We start from the raw sequence: 18631 nt of genomic DNA, 5'->3' as shown, positions 1-18631 counted from the left end.
AGCAATATGGTCAGTATTCCCGGATATCGCATCAGTGAAGAACTCTACAATGGTTCTAGAACTCTGGTTTTTCGAGGGGATCGAGAAACCGATTCATCAAGAGTAGTGATTAAACTGCTGAAAAATTCTTATCCCAGTTTCAGCGAACTGGTGCAGTTTCGCAATCAGTATACCATTGCCAAAAATCTTAACTCACCCCTAATCATCCAAACCTACAGCCTGGAACCCTACCAAAATGGCTATGCGTTAGTGATGGAAGATTTTGGCGGGATTTCTCTAAAAGATTATTTCACCCATGTAGAGGCGTTGTGTGCAACGTCTCTACAGGAGTTTTTAGAAATAGCGATCGCACTGTGCAATGCCTTAGATATACTCTATCGGGAGGGGATTATTCATAAAGACATTAAACCCAGCAATATTTTAATTAATCCCGAAACCAAACAAGTTAAATTAATTGACTTTAGCATTGCATCTTTACTACCACGAGAAACCCAAACCCTCATCAACCCCAACGTATTAGAAGGAACACTTAGTTATATATCCCCAGAACAAACAGGAAGAATGAATCGGGGGATTGACTACCGGACTGACTTCTATTCTTTGGGTGTCACTTTTTACGAATTACTTACAGGTGAGTTACCATTTTCGTCAAATGATCCGATGGAATTGGTACATTGTCATATTGCTAAACTAGCGCCTTTAGTATCTGAAATTAACCCACAAATCCCATCTGTACTCTCAGAAATTGTCAGCAAATTGATGGCGAAAAATGCTGAATCCAGATATCAAAGTGCGTTAGGACTGAAATTTGATTTAGAAAATTGCTTACATCAACTACAAGTTGATGGTAAGATTGAGAGCTTTCAAATTGCGCGACGGGATGTGTGCGATCGCTTCCTCATCCCTGACAAACTTTATGGACGAGAAACCGAAGTAGAAACGTTACTCCAAGCATTTGAGCGTGTTAGCCAAGGTGCAACAGAAATGATGCTGGTAGCGGGGTTTTCGGGAATTGGGAAAACGGCAGTTGTCAACGAAGTTCATAAACCCATTGTGCGGCAACGCGGTTATTTTATCAAAGGGAAATATGACCAATTTAATCGCAATATTCCCTTAAGTGCTTTTGTGCAAGTATTCCGTGATTTAATGGGGCAGTTGCTCAGTGAAAGCGATACCGAATTACACATCTGGAAAACTCAGATTCTTCAGGCTCTAGGGGACAATGGGCAGGTAATCATTGAGGTGATTCCCGAATTAGAACGCATCATCGGTAAGCAAGCACCCGCGACAGAATTATCAGGAACAGCAGCACAAAATAGATTTAATTTACTGTTCCAAAAATTCATTCAAGTCTTCACAACTCAAGAACATCCCTTAGTGATGTTTTTGGATGATTTACAGTGGGCTGATTCTGCCTCACTCAATTTGATGCAGCTTTTGATGAATGAGTCGGAAAGTCCCTATTTATTGATGATCGGGGCTTACCGAGATAATGAAGTTTCACCGGCGCATCCCTTAATGTTAACCTTAGATGCGATCGCCAAAGCCAACGCCACCATCAATACCATTACCTTACGTCCCCTCAGTCAGGGTAGCTTAAACAAGCTAGTCGCTGACACGCTCAACTGCCATATTTTGACCGCTCAAGCCTTGACAGAACTGATTTCCTTGAAAACAAAAGGCAATCCCTTTTTTGCTACCCAGTTTCTCAAAGCATTGTATCAAGATGGATTGATTCAGTTCGATCTCAACCTGGGACATTGGCAGTGCGATCTGGCAGAGATTCGCACTGTGGCCATGTCCGATGATGTCGTGGAATTTATGGCATCACAGTTACAAAAACTGCCCTCTTATACCCAAGATATTCTCAAATTAGCCGCTTGTATTGGCGCACAGTTTGATTTGAATACGCTGGCGATCGTCTCCCAAGAATCGGAATCTGATGCCGCCGTCGCCCTCTGGAAAGCCTTGCAGGAAGGACTAATCCTCCCTCAAAGTGAAATTTATAAGTTCTATGTGGGCGAATTGGACACAACGCAAAACCCAACAGATGAATCGCTCAATTATAAGTTCCTCCACGATCGCGTCCAACAGGCTGCCTATTCTCTCATTGCTGAGGATCGAAGACAAATAACCCACTACCATATCGGACAGCTACTACTGCAACAAATTTCGCCCGAAGCCAGAGAAGAACGCATTTTTGAACTGGTCAATCAATTAAATCACGGAACTTCTCTAATTACTCAACTCACCGAATGCAACGAACTTGCCCAACTCAATCTCATCGCCACCCGCAAAGCCCGAAGCGCAACCGCTTATCAAGCGGGTCGCGAATATGCCAGCATTGGGTTATCTCTGCTGGGCGAAAAAGCTTGGCAGCAGCAATACGAACTGACACTAGAATTTCATGAATTAGCGACTGAGTTGGCTTTTCTATGCGGCGATTTTGAACGGATGGAACAGTTCGTTAATATTGTCATCGAACAGGCTCATACCTTACTAGAAAAGGTCAATGTTTACCGTATTAGGATTCAAGCTAATGCCTCCCAAAGTCAACTCGATGAAGTGCTAGCGATCGGCATGGATCTCTTACAACAATTAGGGATACCGATGACCGAATCACCCACAATGGCAGATGTTCAGCAATCCATCCAAGAAATTAGCAAACTCATTGGAGACCAGAAAGTTGAAGATTTTGCCAATCTCCCCATTATGACAGATGCGAACAAAATAGCTATTACCCAAATTGCTAGTAGCATCATGGGAGCAGCTTACACCTGTGGCTCTCTTTTGTATCCATTATTAACGACCTTGCTCGTCAAATTATCTCTGCAATACGGTAATACATTTGTTTCTGCGACTAACTATGCTTGCTACAGTTTGGTTCTCTCGAATATCCAAAAAGATATAGATTTAGCGGCACAGTTTGGTCAGTTGGCATTGAATCTCGCTTTAAAATTCGATGATAAAGCCACTAAACCTGAAATATTTTTGCTGCTAGGCGGTTTTATTCTCCACCGCAAATCTCACATCAAAAAAACATTACCCCTCTTGGAGGAGGGATACACGCTTGGGCTAGAAATTGGCAACCTGGAATATGCCGGATATTGTGGTCAAAGTTTCTGTCGGAATTCTTTTTATTGCGGTCTACCCCTTTCTGACTTAGAGCAAAATACACGCACTTACTACCATGCTTTAGTTGCACTAAAGCAATTGGGATCAGCTAATTACTGTCTGGTCTATTGGCAAATAATTTTGAATTTATTGGGTTTTGCGGAGTATCCCACTATTTTGTCTGGATCTGCTCTACAAGAAACAGAATTTCTTCCCCTGTTGCTGTCTGCCAATGATTGGCATGGACTATATATATTTTACGTATATAAATTGACCCTGTGCTTTTTATTTGGGGAAGTTGAGGAAGCAAACAATCATGCACTTGAGTGCAGAAACTATTTCATGGGAGGTGCAAGTACAGTTGGTGAACCTGCATTTTATTTGTATGATTCTTTAGTTACCATAGCACAATTGACTCAACGCTCAGGCGAAGTATCAACTACATTAGAGCGCGTGACCCAAAACCAAACTCTTTTACAGCAATGGGCGCACCACGCACCAATGAATCATCAACATAAATACGATTTGGTGGAAGCCGAAAAATATCGGGTTTTAGGAAAGCATTATGAGGCTGGGGATTGGTACGATCGCGCCATTTCTGGAGCAAAAGAACATGAATATATCCAGGAAGAAGCTTTAGCAAACGAACTAGCAGCCAAATTCTATCTCAATTGGGGTAAAGAGAAAGTTGCCGCAGGTTATATGCAAGAAGCCTATTACTGCTATGCCCACTGGGGAGCTAAAGCTAAAACTGATGACCTGGAAACCCGTTATCCAGAGTTGCTTTGCCCGATTTTGCGGCAGTCCGATCCCTCAGTGACAATGTTAGGCACATTAGCGACGATCGCATCTCCCGCCTATTCCCTTCACTCCAACAACCACAAAAGTTCTAGCAGTTCCAGCATCAATACAACCCTCGATTTTGCTGCCATTCTCAAAGCCTCCCAAGCACTTTCGCGGGTGATTCAGTTAGAGGATCTGCTCCACCAACTCACCCAAGTTATTCTGCAAAATTCGGGGGGCGATCGCTGTGCGTTAATCTTACCCAACGAGAATCAAGTCTGGGAAGTGCGGGCGATCGCCACACCCACCGAAACTAAACTCTACTCCGAACCCCTGGAAAACAATCCCAATGTCCCCGTCAAACTGATTCAATATGTCAAAAACACTCAACAAGTCGTGGTCATTGACGATTTAAAAACCGATTTACCCGTAATTGAGGATTATTTGAGACTACAGCAGCCTAAAAGTGTCCTGTGTTTACCCATTCTCAATCAAGGACATTTGGTTGGTATTTTGTATCTCAAGAATCGCTTAACCAGTGGTGTATTTACCAGCGATCGCATCATTATTCTCGACTTCCTCTGCACTCAAGTGGCGATTTCTCTAGAAAATGCCCGGCTTTACAATCAAGCCCAGCAGACCCTCACCGACTTGCAAAATGCTCAATTACAAATAGTTCAAAGTGAAAAAATGTCGGCGCTAGGTAACTTAGTCGCCGGAGTTGCCCACGAAATCAACAATCCCGTCGGCTGTATTATTGGCAACGTTAGTGCTGTCCAAGATTACATCAATGACCTATTTGGGCTGATTGACCTCTATCAAGAGGAACTCCCGCAACCCAGCCCCACCATTGCAGAGGAATTAGAGACAATCGACCTGGAATATTTACGGGATGATTTACCCAAATTAATTAGAGCCATGAAAGATGGTGGCGATCGCATCAAGTCTATCAGTAAGAGTCTCCGTACTTTCTCCCGTGCCGATAGCGACCAAAAACAAACCTTCAATCTCCACGAAGGGATTGATAGCACCATCTTGATTTTACGCCATCGTCTCAAGGCTTCGGAGACTCGTCCGGCTATTGAAGTTGTCACCAACTACGGTAATATCCCGGCGATTAATTGCTTTTCCGGTCAATTAAATCAGGTATTTATGAATATTTTGGCGAATGCTATTGATGCATTAGATGAATCAAATAATGGTCGCAGTTTTGCAGAAATTAAAGCCAATCCTAACTGGATTACAATTACAACTTCAGTCGAAAATGATCTAGTTAAAATTGCTATTCTGGATAATGGTAAAGGAATGAACGAAGAAGTGAAACACAAGATTTTTGACCATTTATTTACGACGAAAGCTGTCGGGAAAGGGACGGGATTAGGGCTGGCGATCGCTCGTAAAATCGTCGAAGAAACTCATAGTGGCAAATTGAGTTTCAACTCTGTTATCGGTGAGGGAACAGAATTTTTAATCGAAATTCCTTTGTAGATTTTTGCTCTTTTGGTAAACAGCTTCAGATATCTGGGAATACTAAATCTAGAAGTCTTCAGGATTTAGCAATATGGTAAGCACTCTAGCCAATATTCCCGGATATGGCATCAATGAAGAACTCTACAATGGTTCTAGAACTCTGGTTTTTCGAGGGGATCGAGAAACCGATTCATTAAGAGTAGTGATTAAACTGCTGAAAAATTCTTATCCCAGTTTCAGCGAACTCTTGTCGTTTCGCAATCAGTATACCATTGCCAAAAATCTTAACTCACCTCTGTTCATCGCCACCTACAGCCTAGAACCCTACCAAAATGGCTATGCGTTAGTGATGGAAGATTTTGGCGGGATTTCTCTAAAAGATTATTTCACCCATGTAGAGGCGTTGCATACAACGTCTCTACAGGAGTTTTTAGAGATAGCGATCGCACTGTGCAACGCCTTAGATATACTGTATCGCGAGCGAATTATTCATAAAGACATTAAACCCAGCAATATTTTAATTAATCCCGAAACCAAACAAGTTAAATTAATTGACTTCAGTATTGCGTCTTTACTACCACGAGAAACCCAAACCCTCATCAACCCCGATGTATTAGAAGGAACACTTAGTTATATTTCCCCAGAACAAACAGGAAGAATGAATCGGGGGATTGACTACCGGACTGACTTCTATTCTTTGGGTGTCACTTTTTACGAATTACTTACAGGTGAGTTACCATTTTCGTCAAATGATCCGATGGAATTGGTACATTGTCATATTGCTAAACTAGCGCCTTTAGTATCTGAAATTAACCCACAAATCCCATCTGTACTCTCAGAAATTGTCAGCAAATTGATGGCGAAAAATGCTGAATCCAGATATCAAAGTGCGTTAGGACTGAAATTTGATTTAGAAAATTGCTTACATCAACTACAAGTTGATGGTAAGATTGAGAGCTTTCAAATTGCGCGACGGGATGTGTGCGATCGCTTCCTTATCCCTGACAAACTCTATGGACGAGAAACCGAAGTAGAAACGTTACTCCAAGCATTTGAAAGAGTCGCTAACCCCCCTGAATCCCACGCTAGTTGCTACAACGGGGAAGACCCTCGCAACGCACTGGTTCCCCTTAATAAGAGGGGACATCGGGGGGTAGAAATGATGTTGGTGGCTGGTTTCTCTGGGATTGGTAAAACAGCAGTTGTCAACGAAGTTCATAAACCTATTGTGCGACAACGCGGTTATTTCATTAAAGGGAAATATGATCAATTTCAACGAAATATTCCCTTCAGCGCCTTTGTGCAAGTCTTCCGAGATTTAATCGGACAATTGTTAACAGAAAGTGATGCCCAAATCCAGCAATGGAGAAATAAAATATTAGATGCTGTAGGTGAAAATGGGCAGGTAATTATTGAAGTCATCCCGGAATTAGAAATAATTATTGGAAAGCAATCACCAGCACCAGAATTATCAGGAACTGCGGCACAAAATAGATTTAATTTATTATTCCAACAATTTACCCAAGTCTTTACAAGTGCTGAACATCCATTAGTGATGTTTTTAGATGATTTGCAATGGGCAGATTCCGCCTCACTGAAGTTAATACAGTTATTAATCGCTGATACAGGTCATCTTTTCTTAATTGGTGCATATCGTGATAACGAAGTCAACCCAGCACATCCATTAATGTTGACTTTGGGTGAAATTGCCAAAACACAAGCAACGATTAAGACAATTACTTTAGATCCCCTAAGTCAAAAGCAAGTGAATCAATTAGTTGCCGACACACTTAAATGTTCAGAAAGTTTGGCTTTATCTCTTTCTAAATTAGTCTATCAAAAAACTCAAGGTAATCCCTTTTTTACTACGCAATTTCTCAAAGCATTGCATCAAGATAAGCTGATTCAATTCACCCCCCCTTACCAAGGAACAGCTACGGGAGGGTGGGAATGTGATATTACACAAGTGAGTCAGCAAGCGCTCACAGATGATGTAGTTGAATTTATGGCATTGCAATTGCAAAAGCTCCCATCCTCTACACAGAATGTTCTCAAATTAGCCGCTTGTATTGGTAATCAGTTTGATTTAGAAACTTTAGCAATTGTTTCCGAAAAATTAGAGCTAGAAACAGCTACTAATTTATGGAGAGCCTTGCAAGAAGGATTGATTTTACCGATTAGTGATGTTTATAAGTTTTATCAGGGAGATGATCGGCAAGAATCGATATTGGCGGGTGAGAATAGCCATAAAAAAATAGCTAAATATCGGTTTTTACATGACAGAGTTCAACAAGCTGCCTATTCCCTGATTCCTGATCAGCAAAAAACAGCAACACATCTGAAGATTGGACGGTTACTTTTGCAAAATTTCTCTGAGATAGAGCTTGAGGAAAAAGTATTTGATATTGTTGGGCATTTGAATTTAGGACAAAAGTTAATTACTCAACCAAAAGAACAGGAAGAATTAGCTCAACTGAACCTGAAAGCTGGAGTGAAGGCGAGAAATGCTACAGCTTATGGGGCAGCAAGGGTTTATTTACAAACAGGGATTGAGCTATTACAGCCAGACTCCTGGCAACATCAGTACGAATTAGCTTTGAACCTCCATGTGGCAGTAACAGAAGCCAGTTATTTGAATGGTGATTTTGAGCAGATGCAACAGCAAGTTGATTTGGTATTGCAGGAAGCACAGACGATTTTAGATAAAGTGAAAATATACGAAATTCAAATCGCAGCACAAACGGCTCGCAGCCAAATATTAGCAGCGATCGCAGTGGGCACAGAAGCACTGAGTCAATTAGGGGTAAATTTACCCGATGCAACCAATGAAGCCCAAATCGGTAAAGCCCTGCAAGAACTGAAGGAGCAACTCGAAGGTAGAGAAATTGCTGGGCTAATTGATCTACCTGTGATGAGCGATCCCACAGCGATCGCTGCTATGTCACTGTTAGGAATGTTGTTTGCCCCAGTGCTTCTGGGAATACCCAGTTTAATGCCTTTTTTGAGCGCCACGATGGTGAGGTTGTCGCTCCAGTTTGGTAATGCCCCCGCCTCGACGGCAGGATATGCAATTCATGGCATGGTGCTGTGTGCCTTTTTGGGGGAAATCCAAACGGGCTATGGATTTGGTCGGTTATCGCTCTCGTTGGTGGAAAGGTTGAATGTTCAGAGTATGAAGTGCTTCACTCATGCCCTGTTTGGGAGTTTCATCCAACATTACCAGGAAGCTTTAAGGGCAGTACTTCCGATACAGAAAGAGGGCTACACGGCTGGGATGGAAACCGGCGATTTCCTCTACGCTGGCTACAGCATCCAAGGGTACGCCCATACAGAGCTATGTGCAGGAGTAGACTTGGACAGATTATCAGCCGAATTGCCTGCTTACAATGCTGCTCTGGCGCAGGTGAAACAAGATTCACCGCGTATTTATTTGGAAATAATACAGCAAACGGTGCAAAATTTGCGTGAATCGGTGAGCCAACCCCATCTCTTAATTGGCCAATTCTACGATGAAACAGTTATGCTGCCAAAGCACCAGCAGGATAACGATCTCACAGGTATCGCTTTTGCCTACACCTACAAACTACAGCTTGCCTACACTTATGGCAATTATCCGGCTGCCCTCAACTACATCACCCAACTCAAGTCATATTTGATGGCAGCATCGGGAACGGTTCAGATTCCCGTTTTGCATTTTTATGCTGCCCTTACCCACCTAGCACTATTGCCCAGCCAGCCCGAACCAGAACAAGGAGAACTGCTAACCCAAGCCGTTACCCATCAAACTATTCTGCACCAGTGGGCGAAAGATGCCCCGATGAACAACTTGCATAAATGGTATTTAGTGGAGGCTGAAAAGCATCGAGTTTTGGGGGAAAAAGCCGCCGCTATTGATTGTTACGACCAAGCTATAACTCTGGCTAAGGACAATCAATTTATCAACGAAGAGGCGTTAGCCCACGAACTAGCGGCTAAATTTTATCTTGATTGGGGTAAAAAGCAATTTGCTCAAATTTACCTGACAAATGCTTACTACGGTTACGCTCGTTGGGGAGCAAAAGCTAAAGTTGCAGACTTAGAACAACGCTATCCCGAACTCTTAGCTACCATACTCCAGCAGCCACAAATCAGCCTAAACCTAGACAATCCCATCGTCACTTTGGCTGATAAAACTGTTTTTTCTAGTGGTACAAGTATTTCAAATAACCTAGATTTAGCAACTATTTTTAAAGCTTCTCAAGCCCTCGCCAGTGAAATTCAACTGGAGCAACTGTTATCAACTTTGATACAAGTACTCATCGAAAATGCTGGCGCAGATAAATGTGCTTTGATGTTATGTAAAGACAATAATTTAACCGTAGAAGCAATTGCTGTATCCCAAGCAAGTAACACAACAATTCACACCACTTTACAGCCATCCATACCCGTAGAATTAAGTCCAGATATTCCTATAAGTGTAATTAACTATGTCTCTCGTACCAGTGAAACTCTACTGATTGATGATCCAATAGTTAAAAATTCCCTAGTATCTGACCCTTATTTTCAACAGCAGCAACCCCAAAGTTTTTTGTGTACACCCATCATCAGCCAAGGAAAATTGATTGGTATTTTGTACCTAGAAAATAATCTGACCGCAGGAGTATTTACAAGCGATCGCTTACAAGTTCTCAATCTCCTCACTACTCAAGCCGCTATTTCTCTAGAAAATGCCCAACTTTATCGCCAATCAGAGGAATATTCCCATACTCTAGAGCAAAAAGTCAAAGAACGCACCCAGGAACTAAACCATTATTGCACTCAATTAGAATCAACACTAGAAAAACTTTATTCCACTCAAGCGCAACTCATTCAATCTGAAAAAATGTCTGGATTGGGACAGTTAGTTGCTGGTATTGCTCATGAAATTAATAATCCCATTAATTTTATTTATGGCAACTTAGAACCAGCGAGTGCATACGTTGCGTCCTTAATTGAATTAAATAATTTATATCAGCGATTCTATCCCGAACCATTGCCAGAGATTACAGAAAAAATCGCCGAGATGGAATTAGATTTTCTGGTAGATGATTTATCAAAACTGCTGTCATCAATGAAAGTGGGAGCAGATCGCATCTGTCAAATTGTGCTGTCACTGCGGAATTTTGCCCGCTTGGATGAAGCCGAAGTCAAACCAGTAGATATTCATTCTGGTATTGATAGCACTCTTGTGATTTTGCAGCATCGATTGAAAAATAATAGCAAACATCCAGAGATTAAAGTAATTCTTGAATATGGTCAATTGCCTTTAGTTAATTGTTATGCTTCTGCTTTGAATCAGGTGTTTATGAACATTCTCAATAATGCCATTGATGCCTTGGAAGAATTAGGTGTCACTCGTCAACCTACTATTGTGATTCGGACTGAATTCCTGAAACCCCAAAAAGTACTGATTCGCATTGCAGACAATGGTGTGGGCATAAGTGAATCAGTAAAAAATAAGATATTTAATCCATTTTTTACTACGAAGTCGATAGGTAGTGGCACAGGTTTGGGATTATCAACTAGCTATTCGATTGTGGTAGAAAAACATGGAGGACAGTTAAGCTGCATTTCTACACCAGGAGAGGGGACAGAATTTATCATTGAAATTCCGGCAGCGATCGCATGATAAACAAGAAAATGGCAGTTGTTGTAGGATAAAAATAAATTGTTGCTGCCCTAATTATGCCTGATTCCTCGCTTTGGCGTTTGACAGTTCCCCCGTTGGAAAACGGCGATCGCTTATATTGAAGATAGCGTCTAGGCGGAAATTTGAACTCAGCACTCTTCATGCCTTTCCCGCCACCATCGAGTTTTTAACCAAAAGTTCCACCGCAGCTTGATATTGCAGATCCGCTTCAGTACCAATTTGTTCGCGGTTAATGGCTGCTTGGGAAATCACTTTATCCGGCTTAATACCTAGTTTGTTAATATCCCGATGTTGAGGAGTTTCATACTTAGCAATTGTGACTGCCAAGCCCGAACCATCTGATAATCCAAACAAGGATTGAATTAAGCCCTTACCAAAGGTGGTTTCGCCTACTAACTGGGCACGACCATTATCTTGGAGTGCGCCGGCGAGAATCTCACTGGCACTAGCAGTTCCTTGATTCACCAAAATCACCAGAGGATCATTCGTCAGGGCTGGCCCAAGGGCTGCAAAGCTACCCTGAATGCCTTGTCGGTTGACAGTATAAACGATAGTGCCGGAGTCTAACCACAGACGGGCGATTTCAATTCCTGATTGTAAAAGTCCCCCAGGATTATTTCGTAAATCCAAAATGTAGGCAGCAGCGCCTTTTTTTTCTAGACTAGAAATAGCGTGCGCCAATTCCGTTGAAGCGTTGGCATTAAATTGTGTGAGACGTAGGTAGCCAATGGGTTTACCCTCCGTGGAAACACGTAAATCGGAAACCACAGGGTTAAGAGCAATGCGATCGCGTGTCAGTCTAATTTCCGTTTCTGCTTCTCCGTCCCGTTCGATCACAAGAGTGACAAGGCTGCCACTCGGCCCGCGCATTTTAGTCGCAGCTTCATCAAGGGTGAGATTTTCTGTAGAGACGCCTTCAATTTTGAGAATGCGATCGCGTGGTCTAATCCCCGCTTTATCTGCTGGTGAACCTGCTATAGGAGCCACTACTTCTAACTTCCCAGTCTCAGGGTTCAGGGCAATTTGCAATCCTACCCCAGTCAGTTCCCCAGAAGTATTGACCTGCAAGCTGCGGTACTGTTCTGGATCTAAAAAGCGGGTAAAAGGATCGTCGAGGCTCTTGAGCATCTTCCCAATCGCCGCATAACTGGCATTTGAGTCGGTGAGCGGCTTCTGGAGAACCTTTTGCCGGACAGCCGCCCAGTTTTGATGATTAAACGTCTCATCTAGATAAGTGCGATTAACAATTCGCCAAACTTCCGAAACCAGCTTTTGTTCCGTCGTCAAAGCCACCGCAGGCTGGGTGAGCGTACCCAACGCCAAACAAAACGCCATTAACAATGAAAATCCAACCCGAAAGACTTGTTTGTTCATGAACCCCATTATCAATTCCACCTCAACCCAAATTGCCTAGAAATGCCCACTTGCCCTGTTGTTGATGAAATCTATCTCTCGATTATGTTACTTTTTTTATAGAAGTGGTGCATTCCTCTCATTAAGTTGTTCACTCAACTGATGCGTTGTATCCACTCACCAAAGGATAAAATCTACTTTGTGTCCACCATTTTCTGTGCAGGGGCGTAAAGAGATCGCAATATATTCCATCTTTACAGAGTGTAAAGTTTCTGAAGACTCTTAGCACGCTGAAAGCTGACAAGCTTTCCAAAAAACTCCCCTTTACTAAAATCCCAAAACTGCTAATTGGGAGAGAAGTCTGAGCGGCGGCTTATGAGAAGTCCGTAGACAATTCTGCTGCTACCCTAGCCTGTGGCAACCCCTTTGTCGAACGGGAAAACCTAAAGGCAAACCGCAGGATGCCCAGGCTAGGAAACATTAGAATTTTGGTCGCCGATTTAGAACTTCGGGATTTATCAACCGCAACCGACTTTTAGGAACTTGAGATTGTATGGCCAACGTTTCCGACTGGTTTGAGGAACGCCTGGAGATTCAGGCACTCGCTGAAGACGTAACTAGTAAGTACGTCCCTCCCCACGTCAACATCTTCTACTGCCTGGGTGGAATTACTCTGGTTTGCTTTCTCATCCAGTTTGCCACTGGATTTGCGATGACCTTCTACTACAGGCCAACAGTCACTGAAGCTTTCTCCTCAGTGCAGTACATCATGACTGAAGTGAATTTCGGTTGGCTAATTCGCTCCATCCATCGCTGGTCTGCCAGCATGATGGTGTTGATGATGATTTTGCACACCTTCCGGGTTTACCTGACTGGTGGTTTCAAAAAGCCCCGCGAATTAACCTGGATAAGTGGTGTCATCCTGGCTGTGATTACCGTTTCCTTTGGAGTCACCGGCTATTCCTTACCTTGGGATCAAGTTGGCTACTGGGCTGTGAAAATCGTTAGCGGCGTACCAGAAGCAATTCCCGTGGTTGGCGTTCTGATTTCCGACCTGCTACGCGGCGGTTCAAGTGTTGGTCAAGCAACACTGACTCGTTACTACAGCGCCCACACCTTTGTGCTGCCTTGGTTGATTGCAGTCTTCATGCTGTTTCACTTCTTGATGATCCGCAAGCAAGGCATTTCCGGTCCTTTGTAATCTTAGCTATTAGCGAAAGGCAACATTTATCAGTTTTCAGATGAAGTTGTTTGTTCTAAACTTATGAAACACAAAAAATTAATTGCATATAAGTTTCAAAAAACAAACACTTGTATCTGAAGCCTAAAGCTATAAAGATCCTCCAGGCGGCTGACCGTAAATAGAAAAACGCTGTTTGCCGCCTGCTAGGATTGCCTAGTAGCTGATAGCTTTCACAAATGCTTTAATTTAACTTAAGCAGGAGAGCACATTTCAAAATGTCAACACAAAAAAAACCTGACCTGAGCGATCCTCAGTTAAGAGCCAAACTAGCTAAAGGCATGGGTCACAACTACTATGGTGAACCCGCTTGGCCTAATGACCTACTTTACGTCTTTCCAATCGTGATCATGGGTTCGTTCGCTGCGATTGTGGCTCTAGCTGTGCTAGATCCCGCTATGACCGGTGAACCAGCAAATCCTTTCGCCACACCATTGGAAATTTTGCCGGAGTGGTACTTGTATCCAGTCTTCCAGATTTTGCGATCGCTTCCTAACAAACTTTTAGGAGTGTTAGCAATGGGTTCAGTACCAGTAGGGCTAATCCTCATTCCCTTTATTGAGAACGTCAATAAGTTCCAAAACCCCTTCCGTCGTCCAGTTGCAACCACAGTATTCCTCTTTGGTACCCTTGTCACCCTGTGGCTGGGTATTGGTGCTGCCTTGCCATTGGATAAGTCTTTGACCTTGGGACTATTCTAAATTAGTCACCAGAAAGTGCTTTGACGCCTGTGAGTTTCAAGAGCATATGCAGATGTGCTTTTGAAAGAAGTCTACAGGCGTCAATTTTAACAAAAAAGAATTCATTAACTCTTGGAGAGACTGCGCCAGCGAGTCATCAGCCAAGGGGAGCTACTGCGCTACTCATGTTACCAAAGTTGTAGCAAGTGGCCAAGGGCGATAGTGCAGCCTCTTCAAGTCTTTCAGCGTCACCCGTACCCCTACGGGCAAGCAAGCTACGTCTAGAGAAGGACTCCTGAATAAGCGGTACAACACCACGCTAAATTGAAAATTTGGTACAAAACAATTTAGTGGCGGGTCTAAATCCTCCACTAAAAGATTGCTGAGTTCTAGATTCTTTTTTAATAGTCCAGCTTGCATTTTGGATTTTAAGTTTTGGATTGAAAAGCTATTCCAAAATCTAAAATCACCAAAAGTCACCAAATACAAACATTTTTCACTTACTTAACGTAAGTTGCTAGTTACAACCCCCGGAATGCCAAAATCGATCATGTTTTGTATTTTGGTAAACAGAATATCTCAATTTTAATTTTTCTATGTTCAGATAAACTTTGCGCTATTCGCCAAATTTAATAACTAGCAACTTGGGTTTACTTATATTTAAGTCACAGTTAATGCTTAGCATAGTGCAGCAAGACCATCTGACGGTTAAGAGCGAACTCAGTCTCCTAAACCAGGTGCAAGAATGGTTCGAGCAATTTTGTCTGCAACATTTGTCTCAACTTGGCTGGTCAAAAACCCAACTAGATCGCCTCAATTTAGCATTAGCAGAAGGCTTTACCAACGCTGTTCGTCATGCTCATCATGCTTTACCCCCAGAAACAACCATTGAGATTAACGTTTATCTGTGGATTGACCGACTAGAGATTAGAATTTGGGATTATGGAAAACCTTTCAATCCTGATGCGATCGCAGAGCCAGAGCCAGGTACTCTACAAGTAGGCGGGTATGGATGGTTTCTCCTGCGGCGGTTGGCTGACCGTGTTGTATACGAACGTGGTACAGATGGTAGAAATTGCCTTCTCATCGTCAAATACTCTGTAGAAGCACAAAAGTAAAAGTCAAACAGTCAAGGGTATAAGGAAGGTAAGAATACTTCTGATGCCAATTTTAGGTTTTGAGTGGAGATGGAGCGTAGGCAAAAAGTACCAGCAGCGGGCGAGGGCTTATGTTCTCTACCAGACGCTGCGCGTAGCTTGATTATAGTTAAGGAGTACGACAAACAAAACTTATCCTATCAAAGACCCGCAAGGCAAGGAGACTTTGCCCAAACTTGAGCCACTCACTTTAAAATAAAAGCGCGAGTGGAAGAAGTCTTTACTCAAATATATAGTCATTTGATTGATAAAAGTATACTCCTTTTTCAATAATATCTGGATTAGGGTAATATTTTTTTTATGTGAATTTACTTAGTGATGATGATTGTTTTGTAAAACCTTAAAGGATATTGTTGTATAAAAAGAATTAATGAATACAGTAAAGATAGCATTCGAGTTACACTAGCTCCCTTGTTAAGATTTGTCAGCAGTGTTGAGAGCCTTATTTTTTGTTCTCCAACAAGTGCCATTTTGTGCTTAAAGAGATAGAGGGAATAGGGGACAAAATATGACTAAGACAGCCCTAATTACAGGAATTACTGGTCAAGATGGCTACTATCTCAGCCATTTGCTGCTCAACCGTGGTTATCGAGTTGTAGGATTAGTACCCCCACATCGACAACCTAATCTGACAAAACTGGGAACACTAGCAAATCAGGTAGAAATTTTTACGGTTGACTTGAGGGATAATGCGGCGCTGTTGACCGCAGTTGAACAGCTGCGTCCCCAAGAAATTTACAATTTAGCGGCTCCCAGTTTTGTACCCGATTCTTGGAACGACCCATTGGGAACCCTGGATCTGATAACTGGTACGGCTACCAGGCTCTTGGAAGCAGTACGAAAGGTTGGTTTATCTACCAGATTTTATCAAGCCAGCAGTTCAGAAATGTTTGGCGATGTATTTATTTCGCCTCAAGATGAGGATACTCCTTTTCGTCCCAAAAATCCCTATGCTGCGGCCAAGATGCACGCCCACTGGACGATGGTGCATCACAGACAGCGCTATGGACTATTTGCCTGTAGTGGAATCTTATATAACCATGAGTCTCCTCTACGGGCACCTCAGTTTGTCACACGCAAAGTTTCTTTGGCAGCCGCATCAATTAAATTGGGTTTAACTGACACCTTAGAAATGGGTAATCTAGATGCCAAACGCGATTGGGGTTATGCGGGAGATTACGTAGAAGCGATGTGGTTAATGTTGCAAGTTGATGAACCAGAAGAATATGTGATTGGCACAGGGAAACTACACAGTGTTAAAGATTTAGTTGCCACAGCCTTTGAGTCTGTAGGATTGGATTGGACGCACCATGTAGTCCTAAATACCAGCTTATTGCGAAAAGATGAGCATTTTCAACTAGTAGCTAACCCCAGTAAAGCTAAAAGAAACCTCGGCTGGGAACCCCAAGTTAGCTTTGAGGAACTTCTAGAAAAAATGGTAAAAACAGATTTAGAGCGGTTACAAAGCGGTGCGTAGGCGTAGCCCGTCGTAGACATCGCACCCTTACCGCGAGTGTAAATAATCTAATATGCACATCACTACAGTGACAGAAAACCTAAAGTTAGGTGATAAAGTTAACAAAAAAACTAATCATGTCTTCGTGTTTTTAGAAATTTTTGCCCACGAAGGTGGTATTCAATCATATATAAAAGATATTTTTCGCGCCTATCTGGGATTGAGCCAAGACTATAAGGCAGAAGTCTTTTTACTGCGAGATAGTTCAGATAGCTTAAATGCGTTTGAAGACGAAAACTTAAAATTTCATTACTTTAAAAATCAGTCTCCCCAAATAGGGAGGCTACAAATGGCAGCAGCTTTACTCAAGTGTTTGTTGCAAAACCGTCCGCAGCAAGTTTTCTGCGGTCATATTAACTTAGCAGTATTAGTACAAACTCTTTGCCAGCCCTTGGGGATTCCTTACAGCGTGCTAACTTACGGCAAAGAAGTCTGGGAACCGCTGAAAAATCAAGAACGTCGCGCCCTGACATCAGCAGAAGGAATTTGGACAATTAGTCGCTACAGCCGCGATCGCGCTTGTGTTGCTAATAGTTTAAACCCGAAAATTGTACAGATGATGCCTTGTGCAATTGATGGGGATAAATTTACTCCTGGTTCCAAGCAGCCAGAATTAATCCAGAAGTATGGCTTAACTGGTGCTAAAGTGCTAATGACAGTAGCGCGGTTATGGTCAGGGGATATTTACAAGGGTGTAGATGTGACGATTCGGGCATTGCCACAAATCGCTCAAGTTTTTCCAGAAGTCAAATATTTGGTAATTGGTCGTGGTGATGACCAACCACGATTGGCGCAGCTAGCTGCATATTTAGGTGTGAGCGATCGCGTTGTGTTTGCTGGTTTCGTTGCTACAGAAGAATTAATGGAACATTACCGCCTTGCTGATGCCTATATTATGCCTTCGCAAGAAGGCTTTGGCATTGTTTATCTAGAGGCAATGGCTTGTGGAGTGCCGGTGTTATCCGGTGACGACGATGGCTCCGCTGACCCCTTGCAGGATGGTAAACTCGGATGGCGAGTACCACACCGCAGTCCTGATGCTGTAGCAGCGGCTTGTATAGAAATGCTTCAAGGGGATGACCAGCGATGTGATAGAGAGTGGCTGCGAGAACAGGCGATCGCTCTGTTTGGCATAAATGCCTTTCAGCAGCACTTGCAAAAAACGCTTCTATCCTCAGCAATCAAGTCCAAATGACCAATGACAAATGACCAATGACTAAAATCGCTATCCTAGAAGGAGAGCAGGACGACATTTAAAAAATGAGCTTTAAGTCATTTCAATTGAATCTTTTAAATCTCCGGCCTTGGCTCACCCTGCTGGCAGTTATTTGGTTGCTGGCATCACTGGGCTTGGGTTGGTTGGTTAATTCATTGCTAATTATTGTCGGGTTGCTGTTTTTGGCACCCATTGTGGCTTTTTTTGGCTTTCGTTGGTGGCTGCAACGCAACTTAGTTGCTGACCAGTGTCCCGTCTGTGGATATGAATTTACAGGTTTAAATAACAGTCAGTTGCAGTGTCCTAACTGTGGGGAGTCGCTGTTAGTACAAAATAGTCATTTTCAGCGCTTCACACCAGAAGGCACAATTGATGTCACTGCTGTTGAAGTTCCAGCCCAATCACTGGAAGATTAGTCAAGGGTCATTAGTCAT

11 protein-coding genes are annotated in these 18631 nt (G+C 42.7%); 8 read left to right on the top strand and 3 right to left on the bottom strand.

All coding sequences use genetic code 11. The features are described from left to right. Positions 1–6 precede the first annotated feature (6 nt). Both V7K30_RS03800 and V7K30_RS03795 read left to right on the top strand, forming a co-directional pair. Positions 7–5385, top strand: coding sequence for a trifunctional serine/threonine-protein kinase/ATP-binding protein/sensor histidine kinase (locus V7K30_RS03800; protein ID WP_334997262.1), 5379 nt, complete (start codon positions 7–9; stop codon positions 5383–5385). Between the two features lie 73 nt (positions 5386–5458). Beyond that, on the top strand, positions 5459–11014 hold the full coding sequence (locus V7K30_RS03795; RefSeq protein ID WP_334997260.1) for a trifunctional serine/threonine-protein kinase/ATP-binding protein/sensor histidine kinase: 5556 nt from the start codon (positions 5459–5461) through the stop codon (positions 11012–11014). On the opposite strand, the gene V7K30_RS03790 is transcribed toward V7K30_RS03795, so the two are convergent. Next, positions 10986–11177, bottom strand: a complete 192-nt coding sequence (locus V7K30_RS03790) for a hypothetical protein (protein WP_334997258.1) — start codon at positions 11175–11177, stop codon at positions 10986–10988. The two genes, V7K30_RS03795 and V7K30_RS03790, sit on opposite strands and share 29 nt — an antisense overlap. Further along, a complete protein-coding gene (ctpA, locus tag V7K30_RS03785; protein ID WP_334997256.1) occupies positions 11174–12418 on the bottom strand; it encodes a carboxyl-terminal processing protease CtpA in 1245 nt (414 codons plus the stop codon). Before ctpA ends, V7K30_RS03790 begins: the two co-directional genes overlap by 4 nt. Before the next feature lie 523 nt (positions 12419–12941). Between ctpA and petB the strand changes: the two genes are divergently transcribed. Continuing rightward, positions 12942–13589 carry a cytochrome b6 gene (petB, locus tag V7K30_RS03780; RefSeq protein WP_334997254.1) on the top strand — a complete coding sequence of 216 codons (648 nt, stop codon included), beginning with the start codon at positions 12942–12944 and terminating at the stop codon, positions 13587–13589. Between the two features lie 257 nt (positions 13590–13846). Continuing rightward, complete coding sequence (petD, locus tag V7K30_RS03775) at positions 13847–14329, top strand: cytochrome b6-f complex subunit IV (RefSeq protein ID WP_334882991.1); 483 nt, start codon at positions 13847–13849, stop codon at positions 14327–14329. 162 nt (positions 14330–14491) lie between these two features. On the opposite strand, the gene V7K30_RS03770 is transcribed toward petD, so the two are convergent. Then, entirely contained in the window at positions 14492–14728 is a 237-nt protein-coding gene (locus V7K30_RS03770) for a hypothetical protein (protein ID WP_334997252.1), read from the bottom strand. A gap of 254 nt (positions 14729–14982) precedes the next feature. Between V7K30_RS03770 and V7K30_RS03765 the strand changes: the two genes are divergently transcribed. The 4 genes from V7K30_RS03765 (at position 14983) to V7K30_RS03750 (ending at position 18613) form a co-directional block, all read left to right on the top strand. Next, complete coding sequence (locus V7K30_RS03765; RefSeq protein ID WP_334997250.1) at positions 14983–15426, top strand: ATP-binding protein; 444 nt, start codon at positions 14983–14985, stop codon at positions 15424–15426. Positions 15427–15973: 547 nt separating this feature from the next. Beyond that, positions 15974–16942, top strand: a complete 969-nt coding sequence (locus V7K30_RS03760; protein ID WP_334997248.1) for a GDP-mannose 4,6-dehydratase — start codon at positions 15974–15976, stop codon at positions 16940–16942. Between the two features lie 52 nt (positions 16943–16994). Further along, entirely contained in the window at positions 16995–18176 is a 1182-nt protein-coding gene (locus V7K30_RS03755) for a glycosyltransferase family 4 protein (protein WP_334997246.1), read from the top strand. Between the two features lie 65 nt (positions 18177–18241). Next, positions 18242–18613: a hypothetical protein gene (locus tag V7K30_RS03750; protein ID WP_334997244.1), complete on the top strand. Its 372-nt coding sequence runs from the start codon at positions 18242–18244 to the stop codon at positions 18611–18613. Positions 18614–18631: the final 18 nt, after the last annotated feature.

This window comes from Nostoc sp. (assembly GCF_036917655.1).
In the GTDB taxonomy this organism is placed as follows: Bacteria; Cyanobacteriota; Cyanobacteriia; order Cyanobacteriales; family Nostocaceae; genus Nostoc.
Note: the sequence above shows the minus strand (reverse complement) of the source record. Positions and strands in the feature narration are given on the sequence as shown.